Origin of the sequence: Rothia dentocariosa ATCC 17931 (genome assembly GCF_000164695.2) — a bacterium.
Lineage (GTDB): Bacteria > Actinomycetota > Actinomycetes > Actinomycetales > Micrococcaceae > Rothia > Rothia dentocariosa.
Genome location: NC_014643.1, coordinates 347,031 through 365,882, shown reverse-complemented (window position 1 = coordinate 365,882; position 18,852 = coordinate 347,031). Strand labels below are relative to the sequence as shown.

Sequence of the window (18,852 nt, the reverse complement as noted above, 5' to 3'; positions counted from 1 at the left end):
CGGGAGGTCATAATAGAAGCATGACAACTCAAGGTTCAACACCTCAGCCTTCCTCAACGACGACTCACGGGGGGCTTCAGATTCGTGGTGTCGCGAAGAGTTTTGGAGCGGATACTTATGTTCTGCGCGAGATCGACCTTGAGGTGGAGCCGGGCGAGATGGTGTCGCTGGTGGGCGCATCCGGAACCGGTAAATCTACGCTTTTGCGCATTATTGCGGGGCTTGAGGAAGCCAACGCCGGGCGTATTACCTATGCGGGTCAGCCGTTGAGCGCCGGGCAGGTAGGGTTCGTTTTTCAGCACCCGATTCTGTACCCGCATCTGTCGGTTCGTAAGAATATTCTTTTTCCAACTACCCTGCGCGGCTACCGCCAAAAGGTCGATAAAAATTACTATACGGATCTTATGGATGCGCTCCAGATTGGCGAGCTTCAGCACCGCAAACCCCAGGAACTCTCAGGCGGGCAGGCGCAGCGTGTGGGTATTGCGCGTGCCCTCATTCGCAAAGCACCTGTGGTTCTTTTCGATGAGCCATTGGCGAGTGTTGATGAGGAACTGAGTGCAAGTATTCGGGCGGATATTGCGCGTCTGCACGTCGAATACAAGTTCACGGGGCTGTACGTGACGCATGATCAGAATGAGGCGCTACAGCTTGGGCAGCGCGTGGCGGTTATGGACGCCGGTTACCTGGTGCAGGTCGATACCCCCGAGCATCTGCTGGCAAATCCGCACACGCTGCAGGCGGCGCGGCTGACAGCATCGCCAGCTCTGAACGAACTGACTCTCACGGAGGGGCAGCATCTTCCTGCTGGGGCTTCACTCTATGTGCGTGCAACCTCGCTGCGGCGCGTGGAGGTCAAAGCTGAGAATCCCGTGGAGAATACGATACCGGTGCAGGTTCAGGGGGTACTCCCGCAGGTGGGCGGCACACTCTACCATGCTGTAACGCAGGCAGAGGCGACTTTATATACCGCGTCGCATGACGGTTCAGCGCGAGTTCCTCTGCAGGTTTCCGGTGGGCAGACCCTCGAATTTTTTGAGCCGGATGCGCTCGCCCTGCCCGTCCTTACATCGGGGGAGCGGGTACAGGTTCAGGTTCCCCCGCATCACTGTTTTATCTTTGCCGACGGCATGCGGCACTATCTGTAAAGCACAAGGTCCTAGAACTTTCACCGGCCTCATGGACATAATGAGCTAAAGCGACCAGAACAGGCCTGGTCAGAAAATTGTTTTTATGGACGACAGGCCAAAGAATGATTTTTCGCATAGGTACGCTTTCTGGGAAGGAAAAACTTGCTTTTGCCGATTTAACCTGTCATGATGATTAGACCAAAGACCGCCGGTCTAGAGCTATGTGCTGTGCAAATTTCGGTATCTTACCGTCATGAAATACAGCATAATCTCTGATAAGAGCAGATTTCCTATCAGGAAATCGCCGCCCGCGCAGGTGCCCGATGTGACAGTTTCATCCTACGTGGATGCATTTTTGCTGTCTGCCTCGTACGCCTGTGCGTCGGGGCATTTTTTATTGCCTCAAACACTGCACTTATTCGGCGACCTTACAAGAATCGGAAGAAGGAACTACCATGGCGACTCAGGAAAAGATCGCTGCAGTATCCGAGCTGAAGGAACTCTTCGAAGCCTCGAACGCAGTCATCCTGACCGAATACCGCGGTCTCACGGTGGCACAGCTCAAGGAGCTGCGCCGCGCACTCGGTGCTGAGACCGAATACGCCGTGGTGAAGAACACGCTTGCTGCTATTGCAGCAAAGGAAGTTGGCATCAACTCGTTTGAGGGTCAGCTTCAGGGTCCTTCCGCGTTGGCATTCATCAAGGGTGACCTCGTTGATGCCGCTAAGGGACTGCGTGACTTTGCCAAGGCAAACCCCCAGCTTATCGTGAAGACCGGTTACTACGAGGGTGAAACCCTGACCGAGGACGATGTGAAGCGCTACGCTGACCTCGAATCTCGCGAGGTTCTGCTGTCCAAGGTTGCCGGTGGCGCAAAAGCTGCTATTGCCCGCGTTGCCCAGGCTGTGGATGCACTGCGCGTCAAGCTGGAAGAGCAGGAAGGCGCAGCCCCCGCTGCAGCCGAGGAGGCTTCGGAGGAAGCATAAGCTCCCCGCACCTCACCGCGTGAAAACGCACCAAAACTTCAACCCGCCCGCCCGGGCAGGGTACTAATAAACCAGACCGCGGGCAAGCCCCGCACCTGATAGTGAAGGAGCCACACATGGCTAAGCTGTCCATCGAAGAACTCATTGCAGCTTTCAAGGAATTGTCCCTCGTAGAGGTTTCTGAGTTCGTTAAGGCATTTGAGGAAGAATTCGACGTTACCGCTGCAGCTCCCGTTGCAGTTGTAGCAGGCGGCGCTGGCGGCGGCGACGCTGCTGAAGAGAAGTCCGAATTCGACGTTATCCTCGAATCCGCTGGCGACAAGAAGATCGCCGTGATTAAGGAAGTTCGTGCCCTGACCTCCCTCGGCCTGAAGGAAGCAAAGGACCTCGTTGACGGCGCACCCAAGCCCATCCTCGAAGGTGCTTCCAAGGAAGACGCTGAGAAGGCTAAGGAGCAGCTTGAGGGCGCAGGCGCAACCGTTACCCTCAAGTAATCGATTTCTTCTCGATTCTTATACGCTGGGCGGCGCATCCACCACGGATGTGCCGCCCAGCGGCTTTTAACCCTAAAACATGAAACGTGTTGTTCATACAATACGCAGGAAGGAATCTAACCCTGGAGAAACCTTTTAAGCTGTACGCCAGCTGTGGCGATGCTGAGTCTGCCTGTACATCAGACGATAAAAGGCACATGACCCTAGGGAGGGCGCTCATGGGCTGGTATGATAACGCTTGAACCCCCACTCAGAGGTATATTGCCAACAGGCGGGGGAGCAGAGCACAGATATCTGAGAGTTGGAAAGATCGAGACCATGAGCCCGAAGAAAACCAAGACCTCAAAGAAGGCATCGAAAGCGCGCCCCGAACGAGACCTAGCCCTTGAGGCACAAGACGTTCTGGATACCTTCGGCGCTGCTGTTCGATCTGACCGCGACTATCCGGCGCTGCATTTAGCGCCTCCGGTAGGAAGACTGAATGACCCCAACGGACTGGTCTATGACGGGCATAATTACCACGCCTTCTACCAGTACTCGCCGCTTCACCCTGAACGCAAAGTGTACTGGCGCCACGCCGTGAGCACCAACCTCGTAGACTGGAAAGACGTAGGGACCGCGCTGGTTCCGAATACCCGCTACGACTCTCACGGATGCTACTCGGGTTCGGGTATTCGCGTGAAGGGCGGTTTCGAGTTCTTCTACACGGGCAACGTCAAAGACTCCAAGAATAAGCGTGAATCCTACCAGATTCTTGCCACCGCTGGGAAGGATGGGAACCCCGTTCGCCAGCTTCCGCCGCTTATATCTGGTCCTCATGATGGTTACACGGCTCATTATCGTGACCCTCACGTATTTGAGCGTGACGGAAAATGGTGGATGGTCATCGGCGCGCAGCGCAAAGATAAGACCGGTGCCGTGGTTGTGTATACCTCGAAAGATCGCCGCGACTGGAAATTCAAGGGCGAGCTGGGTATCAAGGCTAAAGAGCTTGAGAAATGCTACATGTTCGAGTGTCCTTCTCTGCTGCAGCTGCGTGACGAAGTTACCGGCGAGATGCGGGATGTGCTCATCTTTAGCCCGCAGGGTTTGAAACCGATGGGGGAGAGGTACCTCAACATCTACCAGAGCGGTTATATCGTGGGTAAGTTTAACCCGAAAACCCTCAAATTCAAGGTAGAAACCCCCTTTACCGAGCTGGACGCAGGCTTCGAATTCTACGCCCCGCAGACTATCTCGGGCACCGGAATCTCAGCGGCTAAGGATGCGCCCCACGAGGAAACCGTGATGATCGCCTGGTTCGGCAATGCTGAGCAGGACGACCAGCCGTCCTGGTCGAAACGCTGGGTGCATATGATGACCTTCCCCCGCGAACTGCACTTGCGCGATGGTAAGCTCTATCAGCATCCTGTGCCCCAGCTTGACGAAGCCATGCCGCTTCAGCCAATCGAGCCAGACGAGAAAGGCAGGCTCAAAGAGCTCAAGGACGCACGCGTCTTCCGCCTGCGCGGCCGTGTGAACGTTGCCGATGAGCGCGTGAAAATCAAGATTAAGGATACGCACGGCGTGGCGCTGAGTATCGTACTGGATCAGGATTTCGTGCAGATGGATCGCGGCGGAACCCGCTACACCGAAGGAGGCAGCCTGCGCCGCCGTACCCTCAAACGTGCTAAGACCCGCCAGTTCGAGCTGCTCGTCGATGGCTCGGCCGCCGAACTCTTCGTGGGCGGTAAGCTTGCGGCTTCGCTGGGTGCAGAGGTATTTAGTGCCCGCACCTTCTTCAAAGGTGAGAAACGCCGTGTTCGTCTGACCGGCGGGAAGGTTCTTTCGCTGGAGTATGCCCGAAAAAACTAGACCCATCAGGGAGTTTCATAAGTAGAAAAATATATCGTGCAGGAGCCTGGGATTTCATGGTCCCAGGCTCCTATCTTCAGGTATACTGCATCCTAACATGTCAAGCGATTGACATATCACGAAACGGTGATTTTTCACCGCCTTTAACACAGACAGCACCTCGGGGTGCCAATCCAAAGGAGAGTAGCGTGGACCACAAATCAGTGGCAGAGCGCGTGCTGCAGGATGTCGGAGGCGTGGACAACATCCGCGCGGCGGCTCACTGTGCAACTCGTCTGCGCCTGGTCTTGAAGAACCAGGATTCCGTTGATCAAAGTGCTATTGACAATGACGAAGACCTTAAAGGCAGTTTCCTGAATGCTGGACAGTTCCAGATTATTGTGGGCCCTGGCGATGTTAACGAAGTCTTCAAGCATATGGTGGCATCGGGTGCCCCCGAGGTTAGCAAAGATGATCTGAAATCCATTGCGGCAAATCAGGGAAATATCTTCTCCCGCTTCATTAAAACCATTGCCGATATTTTTATCCCACTGATCCCGGTGCTGGTCGGCGGCGGTATGCTGATGGCGCTTGATAACGTCCTTCGCGCCAAGAACATCTTTGGGCCAAAGCCCCTGATTGAAATGTATCCCGCCTGGGAAGGCTTCGCGGATATCGTGAACCTGCTCTCGGCGGCGCCTTTCGCCTTCCTGCCCGTGCTTGTGGGATACTCTGCAACTAAAGTCTTTGGAGGCAACCCCTACCTTGGCTTAACGATGGGTGCGGCTATGGTCTCACCCGCGCTGATGAATGGGTATAAAGTTGCGGCCTCACTCGCCCACACCGAGGGTACAGACCCCATGAAGTACTGGGATCTTTTTGGTCTTCAGGTGCAGCAGGCGGGTTACCAGGGAACCGTGCTTCCTATCTTGCTGGTTTCCTTTATCCTTGCGAATATCGAGAGATTCTTCCATAAGATTCTCAAGGGCACAATCGACTTTATTTTCACTCCAACTCTGACCCTGCTCATTACCGGCTTTGTCACCTTCCTCCTAGTGGGACCGCCTATGTTCCAGCTGGGTACTTGGCTGGGCGAAGGAGTGAACTGGCTATACACCGCCGCCGGTCCCATCGGCGGGCTGATCTTTGGTGTGCTCTACGCGCCCATCGTAATAACCGGTCTGCACCAGTCCTTCCCGCCCATCGAAACCTCACTCTGGGCAAGCGGCGGTTCCTTTATCTTCGTGATTGCATCGATCTCTAACGTTGCGCAAGGCGCAGCAGCGGCAGGCGTCGCGCTGACCACCAAGAACAAGAAGATCAAAGGTGTGGCCTCGGCTTCAGCTCCTTCGGCATTCCTGGGTATTACCGAACCCGCACTTTTCGGTGTGAACCTGGTATTGCGTTGGCCTTTCTATATCGCGATAACTTCGGCTGGTCTCGGCGGAGCACTCTCAGCAATTTTGGGTGTGAAAGCATCGGCCCTTGGATCTGCCGGATATTTGGGTATTCCCTCCGTTAATCCTCAGGTTGGAGCCGGTTGGCTTGGCTTCATTACCTGTTTGCTGGTAACGACCGCTCTCGCCTTCGCCGCCTCATATTTCTGGGGTCTGAAGGTGGCACGCAGCGAGGCTTCCTCGCCGGATGTTGCCGTACTCGCTGCGGACGGCGCTTCTAAGACTGATACCGTTGCGGCGGCAGCTCAAGAGCCCGAGATTGAGGGTGAGAAGACCGAACTCACCACCCATCTGGCGGGTACCGTCGTGCCGCTGGCCGAGGTAAAGGATGCGACCTTCTCATCCGGTGCTCTCGGCGATGGAACCGCCGTGGAACCCACCGAAGGTAAGCTGCTGGCGCCCGCCGACGGTAAGATTACTGTGGCATTTCCCACCGGTCACGCCTACGGCATGCGCACCGAAGACGGGCTGGATCTGCTCATGCACATCGGTATGGATACCGTCGAGCTGGACGGCAAGCACTTTACCCCCAAGGTTGCCAAGGGCGATACCGTCAAACGCGGCGATGTTCTCGCCGAATTCGATATTCCCGCCATCAAGGATGCCGGGTATGTGCTGGTGACCCCGCTGGTCATTACCAACGCGAAGAAACTCACCACCGCCGTACGTGATGCACAGACTTCGGGTGCCTCTGTTGCTGCCGGTGACAACCTGCTTCAGGTTGGCCTCAAAGAGAAAACATCGGCATAGATTTCACTGAGCGAGACATAAATTTACGCTCAGAGGTGCATAAAGTAAGTGGCACCCCATCATGAAAATCTCTGATGGGGTGCCACGTTTTTCGTTGTGGTGACAATGGTTTCGCAGAATTCCGCGTTACATTGAACGGGGTGTGACGCTGTAGGGAAATGTGTCGTACCTCCTTGTTCGCTTCTGGTGAGTTAGATAACGTTATATATGTCAGTGTTTTCTGCATAAAAATGCAGAGATTGAGAGGGGATGAGAACCCAACCCAGCCGATAGCCAGTACCCAACCACATGAAAGGTGATCATCATGAATACCACCCCGTACACCGTCCGCCAAGCTCGTCCAGAAGAAGTATCGCAGGTTCTTGATACGCTCACCGAGGCGTTCCTGAACGACCCCTATATGTACAAGGTCTTGGGCGAAAAACCGCAGGAAGATAAACTGCGCGCACGTTTTGAAGTCCAGCTCGAAGGCACCTATATGCCTCGCGGATGTGTAGACGTCGCCGTTGATCTCGACGGAAAGATCTTGGGTACTGCCCTGTGGCTTTCTCCCGAAAATCAGCAGACCGATGTCAAACAAGAGCTTCGAGATAACGCGAAGTTCATGAGGATCTTGGGACCACGTACTATGCGGCATGTGATGGCTGAGAATCGTGAACTGCACAAGTACCGTCCGAAGTTTAAGCACTGGTATCTGCACACGATTGCGGTACGGAAGGCAGCTCAGGGTCTTGGGGTTGGAACGGAGCTCCTGCGCCACGCGATTGACCGTTTTGACGGTACCGCCGCATATTTGGAGGCATCCACCCCGCGCAGTGCCGCTCTGTACGAGCGTCTTGGGTTCATTCCTATGGGCACCTTCGCCTCGGGAGACCCCTATATGGGCATGCTGTACCCCATGAATCTTGAAACCGCTCAGGATGATGAGCACAGCGTATCTGTCCGTGAAGAAGACTCTCACGACGAGGGACATTTCATGATGCGGGAGCTCGTCGGCTCCTCCTCATAGAACGTACCCAATTCATCGCCGCGTGTCTTGAGCACTCGCAATTCTAACGTTGCGAGGGTTCAAGACACGTATTTTTATCTGAAGTACTTGAGAGGAAATACCTTAAAACTGTAGCGGTCGTTTGGGCATATTAGACACGTGATACGGTGTATGCACAACACTCAATCTCGTGCAGGTCGCACCGTGCCGCCCAACCGCAGGGTTACCGGCAGAACGTCCTCACCGCCCCTAGCATCTGCGGGTTCTGCATCTTCCTCGGTCTCGGCTGCGATCGCCTCCGTTAAACGCTGAACGGCGCGATCGGCAAGAGCATCAATCGGCTGCACCACGCTCGCAAGTTCGGGCAGAAGCGTGCGAACCGTATCCGTGCCGTCAAAACCTATAACCTGAAATTCCTCGGGCACCCGTACCCGGCGGCTCTGGGCCCAGGCCAAGGCGAGCGACGCATAGGTATCATTCGATGCGAAAACCGCCTCAACGGGCTGGGCGCCGCGATGCTCATCAAGATATTCGTACAGCATATTGCGCTGATGCTCCGCTGACTCGTGAAACCCAAGCTCCAGAAAATCCGGCGACAGCCCGGCGGCTGTGAGCGCGTCCGTATAACCTCTTTGCCGTAAATTCTGTTCGCTCAGGGTCGAGGTAATGTGCAGTATACGCCGCGCTCCCGTGCCGATCAGATGCTCGGTCGCTTGTCGTGCGCCCGCATAATTATCGGAACGAATATTGGGGTAAGGTCCGGTTTCGGGGCGATCGATAGCCACCAGCGGCGCCTGTACCTGAGGAAGTTGGGCGACGACCTGCGAATGAGAGCCGGTAATAACTCCGTCCACCTGATGGGCAAAAAGCATATCTAAATAACGGTGCTCAAGCTCTGGCTGCTCATCGCTATTGCACAGAATCACCCGGTAACCCGCATTCGCCAAACGAGACTCCAAACGGTACACCATTTCCCCATAAAAAGGATGCGCCACGGTCGGAAAAATAAGCCCGATAATATGCGAACGCCGTTCCTGAAGCGAACGGGCAATGGCATTAGGGCGATAACCTAGCTCGCGGATAGCCGCAAAAACCTTGTCACGAGTCTTCTGGCTCAAATAGCCGCGGTTATTCAACACTCGCGAGACCGTCGTGGGCGAAACCCCGGCACGGGCGGCAACATCGCCGAGTTTGGGCTGTGCCATAGCGCGTCCTTTCGCGTGTCAGATAATCTCCCAACACTATACAGCCTCCCGGATGCACCGAGAACCCTGTGCGAGCCCGTGTTTACAGTACGGAATATCTTCCCTCATGCGGCAAGTTTTTTTTTACTGAGCGGGAATCGGGGTACTTGGGTAACGCGGCCTGTACAGCAGAACGATGCGCGGGCTAGAAAACAGGCACAAGAATCGCGTGCGTGCCCGCCTGCTGGCCGGTTGCATCCACGAGAGCGAAGTGGGTCGCCTGAGCCAGTCCCGAAAGCATATGAGAGGCTAGAGCGTCCAGAGGATACGCCTTACCCTCAGAAACCCGCACCGGCATAAGACGATGCTGAGAACGCTTGCGCAAAGGCGGAATATCTGTAGCGAGTTCGGCCCGATCAAGCGCCGGAATCGGCAGACCACGCAGCCCCGCCAGGATTACGGGAAGATACGAATATAGCGCCGTATACGCTGCCAACGGGTTACCGGGAAGGCCCAGCACCAAACGCTCTTGTCCCGCATTCATTCCCTCTTTGGGCGCGGGAATCTTCGCCGCCAACGCCGGATGCCCCGGTCGCACCCGCACCGACTCGAAAATATACTCGGCACCAATATCGGCGAGCGTCTGCCGCACCATGTCTACCCCGGACGTGCTCGACCCGCCCGTAAAAATCAGGATGCGTGCCGTCGAGGTCGTCACAAAGGTGTGGAATTCTTCGGCAATATCCGCAAGCCGCGCGGAAGGACGCACCTCGCACCCGGCGCCGGCGAGAGAGACCTCCAGAAAACCACCGAAAGCATCCCGCACCTGGCCGGGAGAGGGCATGCCGAAGGTAATAACCTCGTTCCCCGTGAAAGCGCACCGCACCGGAACGTTCTTAAGCACGGGAAGCTCATCAAAACCATTGACTCCCAAGAATGCGGCGCGCTGCGCCGTAATAAGATCGCCGCGAGAGCTTAGAATTGCGCCGGGAGAAAGCTCCGCGCCCGCGTACCGGATATCCGTTCCGGGCTTCGGGACGGTATAACCCTCCGCCATGTCAAGATAGTGAATTCCCGAACCGAGCGCACCAGCACCCTCGTACCGGTGGGAATGCTCCTCACGCACAATCGCCTCGGTTCCCTCGGGCAGAAGCCCGCCCGTGAGAATCGGGGTCGCCTCCCCAGCGGCAATGGGCACCGCCAGACGGTGAACGTTTGTGCGTGCATCCTCGGGATAATCCGGCGATACAAGACGCCAAGGCGGTGCACCGGCGACCGCATACCCGTCCATCGCTGAAGAACTATAGTGCGGCACAGGCATGCGCGCCGTCAGGTCTTCCGCCACATACCTGCCGATGGTCGCCTGCAGGGGGAGAGCCTCGGTGCTCAGCGTTGGGGTGAGCGCGCTCGCGGCGGTGTGAAGCAGTTCGCGTGCTTCATGCCAGGAAACGGCGGGTGGGTGGTGGTGAGACATGGAATCCTCTGCTGAAGTTGATGGGTTATTAGTAGTCGAGCCAGCGCGGGGTGCTGTAGCCGAGTTCGTGTGCCTGCTCCCAGGTATCGACGTCGGCAGTATGCGCGGGATCGAGCTCGACGGCGACCGGGGCAAGACGCTTCACAAAAGAGCGCACGGAGGCGTTGGTGCTGCCCTCTGCAAAGGCTTCGCGTAGGGGTGCGAACCGGTAGATGCCGATGAGCGGTTGGAAGATTCCCCCCGCCACACCCCAGTACCCCAGAGTTTCGGTTGATGCGTCTATTGTGTGCGCGAGAAGTTTCTGCACTGCAGGCGCTATCTGCGGGGTATCTACCCCCAAAATAAGGCACCACGCGGGAGGGGCCTTCTCGCGCGCCGCATAGGCTGCCGCTATTTTTTCGAGTCCGGCATGAAGCGCCGCCGCAGGACCGGAATAGGGAGGGTCTTCGCGCGTATGCAGTGTATCTGATGGCACCGGTAAGGTTCCGGGGCCGACGACTACGCGCTGCTGCGCCTGCCCGGCGGCATCAAGCGCGCGTTCCAAAAGAGTCTGGGAACCATTGGAAAGCCCGGCCTTTGGGGTGTGATTGAGGCGCGAAGATTTACCGCCCGCCACAATAATGGCGCAGAACGCGGGAATTTGGGCGGCTCGGGTCACCGAATGTTGGGTGCGTGTACCGTTATCCGGCGCACGTAATGGGTCATGCGGTGTGTGCACAGAGGTGAGACCTTCCGGGATGATAGCAGCAAGGGTAGCGTGGTGCGCATCCTGGCGGAAAACATGAAGCAACCGCCAAAAGCGAACGACAGCCCATAAGTCTGAGTTCACCCGCCAGCAAAGGGCGGCAGAACGTCTACGCGTGCATTATCGGTGAGTGCGGCGTCGAGCTCGGAACGGGTACCGTCGATCAGGAACGAGCACTGGTGCATAACCTGTGCGAGCGTCATGCCGGAGGCAGTTTTTCCGGTAAACGCCTCACCCAATTTTTCGACGAGCGCACGCAGGGTCGGCTCGGCCAAATCTGTAAGGCTCATCTGAGTTTCGGCAACGCCGGATGCGGCACGTGCGGCGGCGAAGAAATGTATCTGCACGTTTTAACCTCCGATAGCGCTCATTGAGCGGCTTGCTTGAGCGAACTCTTCAATATCGAAATCAGCGTCTTCTTTGCCGTGAGCGCGCGGTTTGAACCACATACCTTCGCGCCACCTCAAGGCAATCTCGCGGTCGCTGGCGCCCGAACGCAGCAGGTCGAGCAGGTCGGTTTCGGAATCCGAGAAGAGGCAGGAACGGATTTTACCGTCGGCGGTCAAGCGGGTGCGGGTGCAGGCCCCGCAGAATGATTCGGTGACCGAGGCGATAATGCCCACGCGCCCGAGCGAAGCGGTAGCTTCGCGCGGGAACCCGGCACTGTCGAGGGCGGTACCCAGCGGGTAGACCTCCCAAAGCTGGGCGGGGGAGTCGCCGCGTTTTTCGGCGACTGTGCCCAGAACGAAGTGTTCGGAGAGCATCGTGCGAATCTGTGCCGCTGTAATCGTTCCTTCACGCGTCCATTTGTGATCGGCATCTAGCGGCATCTGCTCGATAAACCGCAGCTGGTAGCCGCCGTCAAGCGCCCATTGCAGAAGTTCGGGGGCCTGAGCGTCGTTGATACCCGGCATGAGTACCGCGTTAATTTTGATGGGCTTTAGACCCGCTGCTGCCGCGCCGTCAATACCTTTTAGAACCGACCCCAGCTTATCGCGGCGGGTCAGCTCGGCGAAGGTTTCGGGGCAGATGGTGTCGAGTGAGACATTGATGCGGCTTAATCCGGCATCGGCGAGCGCCTGCGCACGTTTTTCAAGTCCTATGCCGTTGGTGGTGATTGCCAGTGGAATCGTGGGGTGTTCGCGGTGAATTCGCCCGATAATATCGACGAGGTCTGCGCGCACCAAGGGCTCCCCGCCGGTAAAACGAATTTCTTCGACTCCAAGTTCACGAATGGCGATGTCGGCAAGGCGTGCAATTTCAGCGGATGTCAGCAGATTATTTTTAGGCAGCCACTCCAAACCTTCGGCAGGCATGCAATAAATGCAACGAAGATTACATTTATCAATCAGTGAAATCCGCAAATCGGTGGCGATGCGCCCCCACCTATCTAAGAGCGGACCGCGGTTTGTAATATATGGGGTCTTGCGTGCGGGTTTATGTAAGGGCTTTTGGGCGTCACCAGAATTTTCGGGCGTAACAAAAGCCGTGTTCGCATCCTGCTCAGAAGCTAAGGTGCGTAACACGGGGCCCGCAATAAGCTGTGTCCGGCCTGAACCGGCGGTGTATGCCATGGAATGACCTCAAAGAAAATTCGTATATTAGAGGTGACAATTAGATTATTCCATGTCTGCGGGTATGGGTGATAGTGTGCGTACCTTAAGTTACATCGAGCGCAAACGTACGGCACATTATTATCGCGGCGGGAATGCACGTTATCGTGCGTCATCACACCACAGGAAAGAGACATACACTATGAAAACTTCGTTGAAGGTTGCCAGTGCCAGCGCGGCACTTTTTGCTTCCGTTGCTATGACCGGATGCGGCTCCAACTCCTCTAATACCGATGCGTCTGCCTCTGCTTCTTCGGCAGCATCCGGATCCGTGTCTGGCAAGGTTGAGGTCTATGCGGCTGCTTCCTTGCGCAATGCGGGTACTGAGCTGAAGGAAGCATTCGAGAAGGAAAACCCCGGCGTTGAGATCACCTACTCCTTCGAAGGTTCCTCCAAGCTGGTGCAGAAGATCGAGCAGGGCGCAAGCCCGGATCTCCTGATTACCGCCGACACCCAGAACATGGATAAGGCGGCTAAACTCGATGAGTTCAAGGACGCCAAGCGCGAGGTTATCGCCACCAACAAGTTGGTGCTGGTCACCGCCGAGGGGAACCCCGGCAAGATCAATTCGCTGGACGATTTGAAGAACAGCGAAGGTGTTGTCGCCGTATGCAAGGTGAACGTACCCTGCGGTACCCTGGCGGATGAAGAGCTCAAGAAGCATCATATTGAGCTTAAGAACGCGACCACCGAAGGCAACGTGAGTGAAGTGGCCACCAAGGTCACTACCGGTAACGCGGATGCTGGCTTCATCTATACGACTGACCTTGCCGCCGCTAAGAAAGACGGCAAGAACCTGGGCTCGGTAGACCTGCCGGATGTTCCCAGGAACGAGTACCCCGCAGCACTGACCACCAAGGGTTCTTCCTCAGACGCAGCGAAGAAGTTCAACGAATGGCTCTCTTCGGATGAAGCCCAGAAGATTCTGGCGAAGTACGACTTCGAGTCTCCTCAGGCAAACTAGAATCTTCAGCGCACAACAGCTGTCACGTAACGGTCGCCTCCTGAAAGAACCTTGTGAGATTCTTACAGGAGGCGGCTGTGTCGCCGCAGATTCCGAAAGACGTACCCGTGAAAAAACATACCGCTTTCACCGCCGTTCCCCGTTATTTTGTCGTTCCTGCGCTCCTGGGTTTCCTGCTTATTCTGGGCCCGCTCGTGGGTTTGCTGTACAACATCCCCTGGATGCGCCTGCACGACATTATCGACAAAGAAGTTCTCGACGCCGCGCGTCTTTCGCTCACCACCGCCAGTATTTCAACGCTGATCTGCGGGCTTTTAGGCGCCCCCTTAGCGCTGGTGCTCTCTAAAGTGCTCAGCCGCTCTCGCCTGAAAAAATTTGGGGGAGTACTGTACGCGATTATTTATACGCCCGTGATCCTCTCCCCGGTGGTTTCGGGTTTGGGGCTGCTCTTCTTCTGGGGACGCAAGGGTATGATCGGTGAGCATCTGTACCACCTGGGCATCATAATTCCCTTTACACCCACCGCAGTTATTCTTGCCCAAACTTTCGTGGCTCTGCCTTTCTTCGTGGCGACCGCCGTAACAACCCTGCAGGCTATTCCTGAAGAATATGAGCAGATAGCTCGGGTGGAAGGGGCAAAATCCTCCGAAATCACCTATAGGGTGCTCCTTCCCTTAGCTGCACCGGGAATTGCCACCGCTTTCCTGCTTTCCTTCGCACGTGCGCTCGGCGAATTCGGTGCCACCGTCACCTTTGCGGGTAATGTGCAGGGTAAAACCGAAACTATTCCGCTCGGTATCGAATTGGCGATCGCTGGCGGAAGCATGAGCTCCGCATTGGGCAATGCCCTCATGCTCATAAGCCTGTACGTGTGCATCTTTGGCCTGCTCGGCCTATTTTCCGTGGTGAAGAAACTGCGTGCCAAAGCCTTTTACAATAGCTAGTAGATAATTCATCACCATTTGGGAGTACAGATGCACAAGCCCCAGTTCGATGGCACCCCCAGCACCGAAGAGTATCGCGCCTATCTGGCGCTTTTACTGCGTGATACTTTTATTGGTCGCGCCGAAAACCTGCCGCTGGCGCGTGCTACCGACCGCATCCTTGCGCAGGATGTGCTGGCCAGGCTTGATGTACCGAGCTTTGATAACTCCCAGATGGATGGTTATGCTCTAACCGCCGAGGGCGCCAGCCGTGAGAACCGCATCTTTACGGTGGGGCGTGAAATTCCGGCGGGGCGGCCGCTGCAGCGTTCGCGCGCATCCGACGATTTAACCTATCCAATTATGACCGGTGCCCCCATTCCTAAGGGATATGTGGCGGTGGTTCCGGTTGAGCATTCTGAGCGCATCGAATATCCCGACTTACCCGAATCCTTCGGGCGTCCCAGCGAAAAAATTAGGCTCCCTAAAGCGCCCAAAGGGCAGTTTATACGTCGCCGCGGCGAAGACGTGGTGGCTGGGCAAATCATGGCGCGCTCTGGGGAACGCGTGACCCCCGCGTTACTGGGTACACTAGCCGCACAGGGGTATACTCGCGTGACGGTTGCCTGCGGACCGCGCGTGCTGGTGTGCACCGGCGGCGACGAGATTCGCCCCACTCTCACCGAAGACGGCGACGATACGGCCACAGAGCTCGCCTATGGCCAGATTTATGATGCTAACGGTCCCATGCTCACCTCAATGCTGGTCGAGGACGGCGCCGTGGTGCGGCGCATCTCGATCGGGGACGACCCGGAGCTTCTGATCGAGCATTTGCGCGAAGAGTATGAGACTTTCGCACCGGATATTATTATTACCTCCGGCGGGATCAGCCACGGCAAATACGAAGTGGTGCGCAATGCCATCGCTATGGCACCGTCTTTGGGGCTGCCAATTCCGCTCAGTTGGTTTGGGCATGTGAGCCAGCAGCCCGGCGGGCCACAGGGCGTGAACGTGCTGGATTTCAACGGGCACCGTCTGCCCATGATTTCTTTCCCTGGTAACCCCGTCAGTACCCTTATTTCCTATGTGCTGATGCTTCGCCCCTACCTGCGTGCGGGCGGTCCCTACGGCACTCCGCACGAGGTGGCTTCGCGCATGGCGACTCTCGAAAATGCCCCGCGCGGCGTGCTCGTCATTGATAAGCCGTTGACAGCACCGGCCAATAAACGCCAATTTTTGCGCGGTAACCTGGCGATGGTTGAGACCGAACCGGGAACCTATCAGGTGGAGCTGTACCCCGATGTTTTGCCCGGATCGCATCTGCTGCATCACGCCGCGACCGCCGATGTGCTTATCGAGCTGGCGCCGGGTACTACGTACACCGGGGGAGAAGCGGTGCGGTACCACCGCATCCGACTTACGGATAACTGAACGTGGCTAAAACCCTCACCCCAACACAGACCTTAAGGATAAATCGTGACTGAGAAGAATCTTCGCTCCGATGCGGCACAGCCAGCCCAAGACTTGACTCATGTGCGCGCCGACGGGTCGGCCCATATGGTTGATGTGACTTTGAAAGACGTCACCACACGCACAGCGCTCGCTGAGGGAACCGTGCACACTCGTGCCGATGTGATCGCCAAGATTTTTGATGCCGATTTGCCTAAGGGGGATGCCCTGCCGGTTGCGCGTGTGGCGGGTATTATGGGCGCTAAACGTACCCCGGATATTATTCCGCTATGCCACCCGTTGCCCTTGGGTAAAATTACCCTGGATTTTGAGCGTGGCGAGGATTTTGTGCGTATTGTGGCGTCGGTGAAAACCCGGGGCGTTACCGGGGTTGAGATGGAGGCGCTAACCGCTGTTTCGACCGCAGCGCTGACGATTTTCGACATGATTAAGGCGGTCGATAAATACGCAGTGATCAGCAATATTCGGGTTTTGGAGAAATCCGGCGGAAAATCCGGCGACTGGGCTGTTTAGCGTTTCACACTTTGCTATTTTGCGAAGCCCAGAGGAAAACCTATGAACAACAGCATGAGAGGGAGCACATTGTGAGTGCAGAAGAAATCCAGCTTCCCGAGAATCTGACCGGGCTTGTTATCGTGGCGTCTACTCGCGCCGCCCGCGGTATCTATGAGGATAAATCGGGGCCTATCGCGGTTGAATGGCTGCGTTCACGCGGGTTTAAGACCCCGGATGCCGTCGTGATCGAAGACCGGCAGATTATCGACTACTTCAACTCCCTCATTGCCGATGGGAAGAAGAATAATAACCTGCCCACGTTTATTCTCACCAGCGGCGGTACCGGGCTGAACACGGACGATCAGACCGTAGAGGCGGTACGCCCGCATTTGGATAAAGAAATCCCCGGAATTATGCACGCTTTCTGGGCGAACGGCCTGCAGAACGTATCTTCCGCCGTGCTCTCACGCGGGGTTGCGGGCGTGATCGATAAAACCTTCGTGATGACTCTACCCGGGTCGCGCGGCGGGGTTAAAGATGGAGTGAAAACCCTGGACCCGCTCGTGGAACATATTTGCCGCCAGATGGAGGACTATCATGACCACTAAGCCGCAGGGGCTCGACCACAGCGGGGCGCATGGCGCTGAGCCCACCGGTTCGGTAGTCATTTTCACCGATATTACCGAGGAAGCCTTAGAGCCGCTCGCCGCCGCCGCGAAGGCTCAGGTCATGACAGAAGCCATGGGCGCCCTTGTTGTATTCGACGGCATTGTACGCAACCATGATCACGGCAGTGCGGTGCGCGGGCTTTCCTATAGTGCGCATCCGCAGGCGAAAGAATATATTGCGCGTGTTGTGCAGTCTGTAGCGGATGAGCTGGAGGGGGTTCGTCTGTGGGCAGTTCACCGCGTCGGTCCTATCGCTATAGGAGAGTCCGCGCTGACGGTGCTTGCCGCTGCAGCACATCGTGGGCGAGCCTTCGAGGCCTGCGAGGCGGTGGCTGACCGTGTGAAAGCCCAGGTTCCCATTTGGAAAGAACAGGAGCTGACAGACGGCAGCACCGAATGGGTGGGTATAGATACCTAGAGACTCAACACGTATTCCCGCGAAAGATACCATCAGGATGAGCTTTATCCCAGACCCCGAAACCACGCCGGAGCCCGTAACTCAGCTGAGCGCGGCCGAACGTGCCTTCTATGCGCGTCAGCTGATTCTGCCCGAGATTGGCATGGCAGGGCAGCTGAAACTGAAGGCGGCACGGGTTGCTGTGCTTGGCGCTGGTGGGCTTGGCGCCCCCGCCCTGCTCTATCTTGCGGGAGCCGGGGTGGGCGAGATTATCATCATCGATGATGATTCTATTGAAGTCTCAAATCTACACCGACAGGTCATTCACACTTATGCACGGTCGGGAAACTCGAAGGCAGAGTCGGCATCCGAAACAATGCGCGCGCTCAACCCTTTCATCACGGTGACCGTTGCCCGCGAACGCCTCACCGATACTAACGCCCTGAACCTTCTTACCGGCGCGGATGCAGTACTTGACGGCAGCGATAATTTTGAGGCTCGCTATGCGGTTTCAGCTGCGGCACAACAGTTGGGTATACCGCATATTTGGGCGGCAATCCTGGGTTTCGACGCACAGCTCAGCGTATTCTGGGCAGGTCACGGGCCGGTCTATGAGGACCTCTACCCGCAGGCCCCCGCACCGGGAAGCGTTCCTTCGTGCAGTACCGCCGGGATTATTGGGGCGCTCGCCGGTGTAGTCGGCTCAGCGATGGCAATGGAGGCTATTAAGGTCATCACGGGTTCCGGAAAGCCGCTGTTAGGTGAGGTTGGGCTATACTCCGCGTTAACAGGAAAATGGGAATATATACCTCTCTTAGCTTCGATGCAAGCAAAACCTAAGAAATCGGTAGAAACTCACCCTCAAGAGAGTCAAGACACTAAAAATCACTTAATATTTCGTCATAATTCAGGAAAATTGACGGGTAACCATCACACGCAAAAGTTAGAAGACATAACCCCTGTTCAAGCCCGGCAGCTTTCGCAGCACGAAAAAATGACCCTTATAGATGTCCGTGAAGCTATCGAGTTTTCTTCTTTTGCGATCGATGGGGCAATTAATCTGCCCCTTACGGAAATCTTGGAAGCTGCCCGCGAAGGCAGTCTTGCCGCGAGAATCCGCGAGAAAGTTGACCCCGCATCGAAATATCTTGTGGTTTACTGCACTGGATACACGCGGGCGTTGGAGGCAGCGCGGGATATTGCCGCCGTTACAGACATTCCCGTGCGTGTTTTAGTGGGCGGAATTTCCGGGTGGCTTACGGTCTAAGTAACCCTATGAAT

At 56.3% G+C, this 18,852-nt stretch carries 18 protein-coding genes; 13 read left to right on the top strand and 5 right to left on the bottom strand.

Translation table 11 applies throughout. From position 1 onward, the window contains the following. The first annotated feature begins 20 nt into the window (after positions 1-20). From HMPREF0733_RS01615 to HMPREF0733_RS01590, 6 genes are all read left to right on the top strand, one after another. The gene (locus HMPREF0733_RS01615) at positions 21-1,148 is read left to right on the top strand and encodes an ABC transporter ATP-binding protein (protein ID WP_013397648.1); all 1,128 of its coding nucleotides are present in this window, start codon (positions 21-23) and stop codon (positions 1,146-1,148) included. A gap of 437 nt (positions 1,149-1,585) precedes the next feature. Beyond that, complete coding sequence (rplJ, locus tag HMPREF0733_RS01610) at positions 1,586-2,116, top strand: 50S ribosomal protein L10 (RefSeq protein ID WP_004005327.1); 531 nt, start codon at positions 1,586-1,588, stop codon at positions 2,114-2,116. Positions 2,117-2,232: 116 nt separating this feature from the next. Further along, on the top strand, positions 2,233-2,610 hold the full coding sequence (rplL, locus tag HMPREF0733_RS01605) for a 50S ribosomal protein L7/L12 (protein WP_004005325.1): 378 nt from the start codon (positions 2,233-2,235) through the stop codon (positions 2,608-2,610). Between the two features lie 318 nt (positions 2,611-2,928). Further along, positions 2,929-4,464, top strand: a complete 1,536-nt coding sequence (locus HMPREF0733_RS01600; protein WP_041321533.1) for a glycoside hydrolase family 32 protein — start codon at positions 2,929-2,931, stop codon at positions 4,462-4,464. Positions 4,465-4,652: 188 nt separating this feature from the next. Then, the gene (locus tag HMPREF0733_RS01595) at positions 4,653-6,650 is read left to right on the top strand and encodes a sucrose-specific PTS transporter subunit IIBC (protein ID WP_013397646.1); all 1,998 of its coding nucleotides are present in this window, start codon (positions 4,653-4,655) and stop codon (positions 6,648-6,650) included. A gap of 304 nt (positions 6,651-6,954) precedes the next feature. Then, positions 6,955-7,659 carry a GNAT family N-acetyltransferase gene (locus tag HMPREF0733_RS01590; RefSeq protein WP_013397644.1) on the top strand — a complete coding sequence of 235 codons (705 nt, stop codon included), beginning with the start codon at positions 6,955-6,957 and terminating at the stop codon, positions 7,657-7,659. Positions 7,660-7,820: 161 nt separating this feature from the next. Here HMPREF0733_RS01590 and HMPREF0733_RS01585 read toward each other — a convergent pair whose 3' ends face one another. The 5 genes from HMPREF0733_RS01585 to moaA all read right to left on the bottom strand — a co-directional run bounded on the left by HMPREF0733_RS01585 (position 7,821) and on the right by moaA (position 12,615). Next, on the bottom strand, positions 7,821-8,843 hold the full coding sequence (locus tag HMPREF0733_RS01585; protein ID WP_013397643.1) for a LacI family DNA-binding transcriptional regulator: 1,023 nt from the start codon (positions 8,841-8,843) through the stop codon (positions 7,821-7,823). 184 nt (positions 8,844-9,027) lie between these two features. Beyond that, complete coding sequence (locus tag HMPREF0733_RS01580) at positions 9,028-10,296, bottom strand: molybdopterin molybdotransferase MoeA (protein WP_013397642.1); 1,269 nt, start codon at positions 10,294-10,296, stop codon at positions 9,028-9,030. Positions 10,297-10,324: 28 nt separating this feature from the next. After that, complete coding sequence (gene mobA / locus HMPREF0733_RS01575; protein WP_244864776.1) at positions 10,325-11,014, bottom strand: molybdenum cofactor guanylyltransferase; 690 nt, start codon at positions 11,012-11,014, stop codon at positions 10,325-10,327. 107 nt (positions 11,015-11,121) lie between these two features. Beyond that, on the bottom strand, positions 11,122-11,388 hold the full coding sequence (locus HMPREF0733_RS01570) for a MoaD/ThiS family protein (RefSeq protein WP_013397640.1): 267 nt from the start codon (positions 11,386-11,388) through the stop codon (positions 11,122-11,124). A gap of 3 nt (positions 11,389-11,391) precedes the next feature. Beyond that, entirely contained in the window at positions 11,392-12,615 is a 1,224-nt protein-coding gene (moaA, locus tag HMPREF0733_RS01565; RefSeq protein ID WP_013397639.1) for a GTP 3',8-cyclase MoaA, read from the bottom strand. A 181-nt stretch (positions 12,616-12,796) separates the two neighbouring features. On the opposite strand from moaA, the gene modA reads away from it, so the two are divergent. The 7 genes from modA (at position 12,797) to HMPREF0733_RS01530 (ending at position 18,838) form a co-directional block, all read left to right on the top strand. Beyond that, on the top strand, positions 12,797-13,618 hold the full coding sequence (modA, locus tag HMPREF0733_RS01560) for a molybdate ABC transporter substrate-binding protein (protein WP_013397638.1): 822 nt from the start codon (positions 12,797-12,799) through the stop codon (positions 13,616-13,618). Between the two features lie 77 nt (positions 13,619-13,695). After that, a complete protein-coding gene (locus HMPREF0733_RS01555) occupies positions 13,696-14,562 on the top strand; it encodes a molybdate ABC transporter permease subunit (protein ID WP_049775414.1) in 867 nt (288 codons plus the stop codon). A gap of 30 nt (positions 14,563-14,592) precedes the next feature. Then, on the top strand, positions 14,593-15,972 hold the full coding sequence (locus HMPREF0733_RS01550) for a molybdopterin molybdotransferase MoeA (protein WP_013397636.1): 1,380 nt from the start codon (positions 14,593-14,595) through the stop codon (positions 15,970-15,972). Positions 15,973-16,017: 45 nt separating this feature from the next. After that, positions 16,018-16,524: a cyclic pyranopterin monophosphate synthase MoaC gene (moaC, locus tag HMPREF0733_RS01545; protein ID WP_013397635.1), complete on the top strand. Its 507-nt coding sequence runs from the start codon at positions 16,018-16,020 to the stop codon at positions 16,522-16,524. 71 nt (positions 16,525-16,595) lie between these two features. Further along, entirely contained in the window at positions 16,596-17,114 is a 519-nt protein-coding gene (locus tag HMPREF0733_RS01540; protein ID WP_037231153.1) for a MogA/MoaB family molybdenum cofactor biosynthesis protein, read from the top strand. Beyond that, a complete protein-coding gene (locus tag HMPREF0733_RS01535; RefSeq protein ID WP_013397633.1) occupies positions 17,104-17,592 on the top strand; it encodes a molybdenum cofactor biosynthesis protein MoaE in 489 nt (162 codons plus the stop codon). Before HMPREF0733_RS01540 ends, HMPREF0733_RS01535 begins: the two co-directional genes overlap by 11 nt. Positions 17,593-17,629: 37 nt before the next feature. Beyond that, positions 17,630-18,838, top strand: coding sequence for a ThiF family adenylyltransferase (locus HMPREF0733_RS01530; RefSeq protein WP_013397632.1), 1,209 nt, complete (start codon positions 17,630-17,632; stop codon positions 18,836-18,838). The last annotated feature ends 14 nt before the right edge of the window (positions 18,839-18,852 follow it).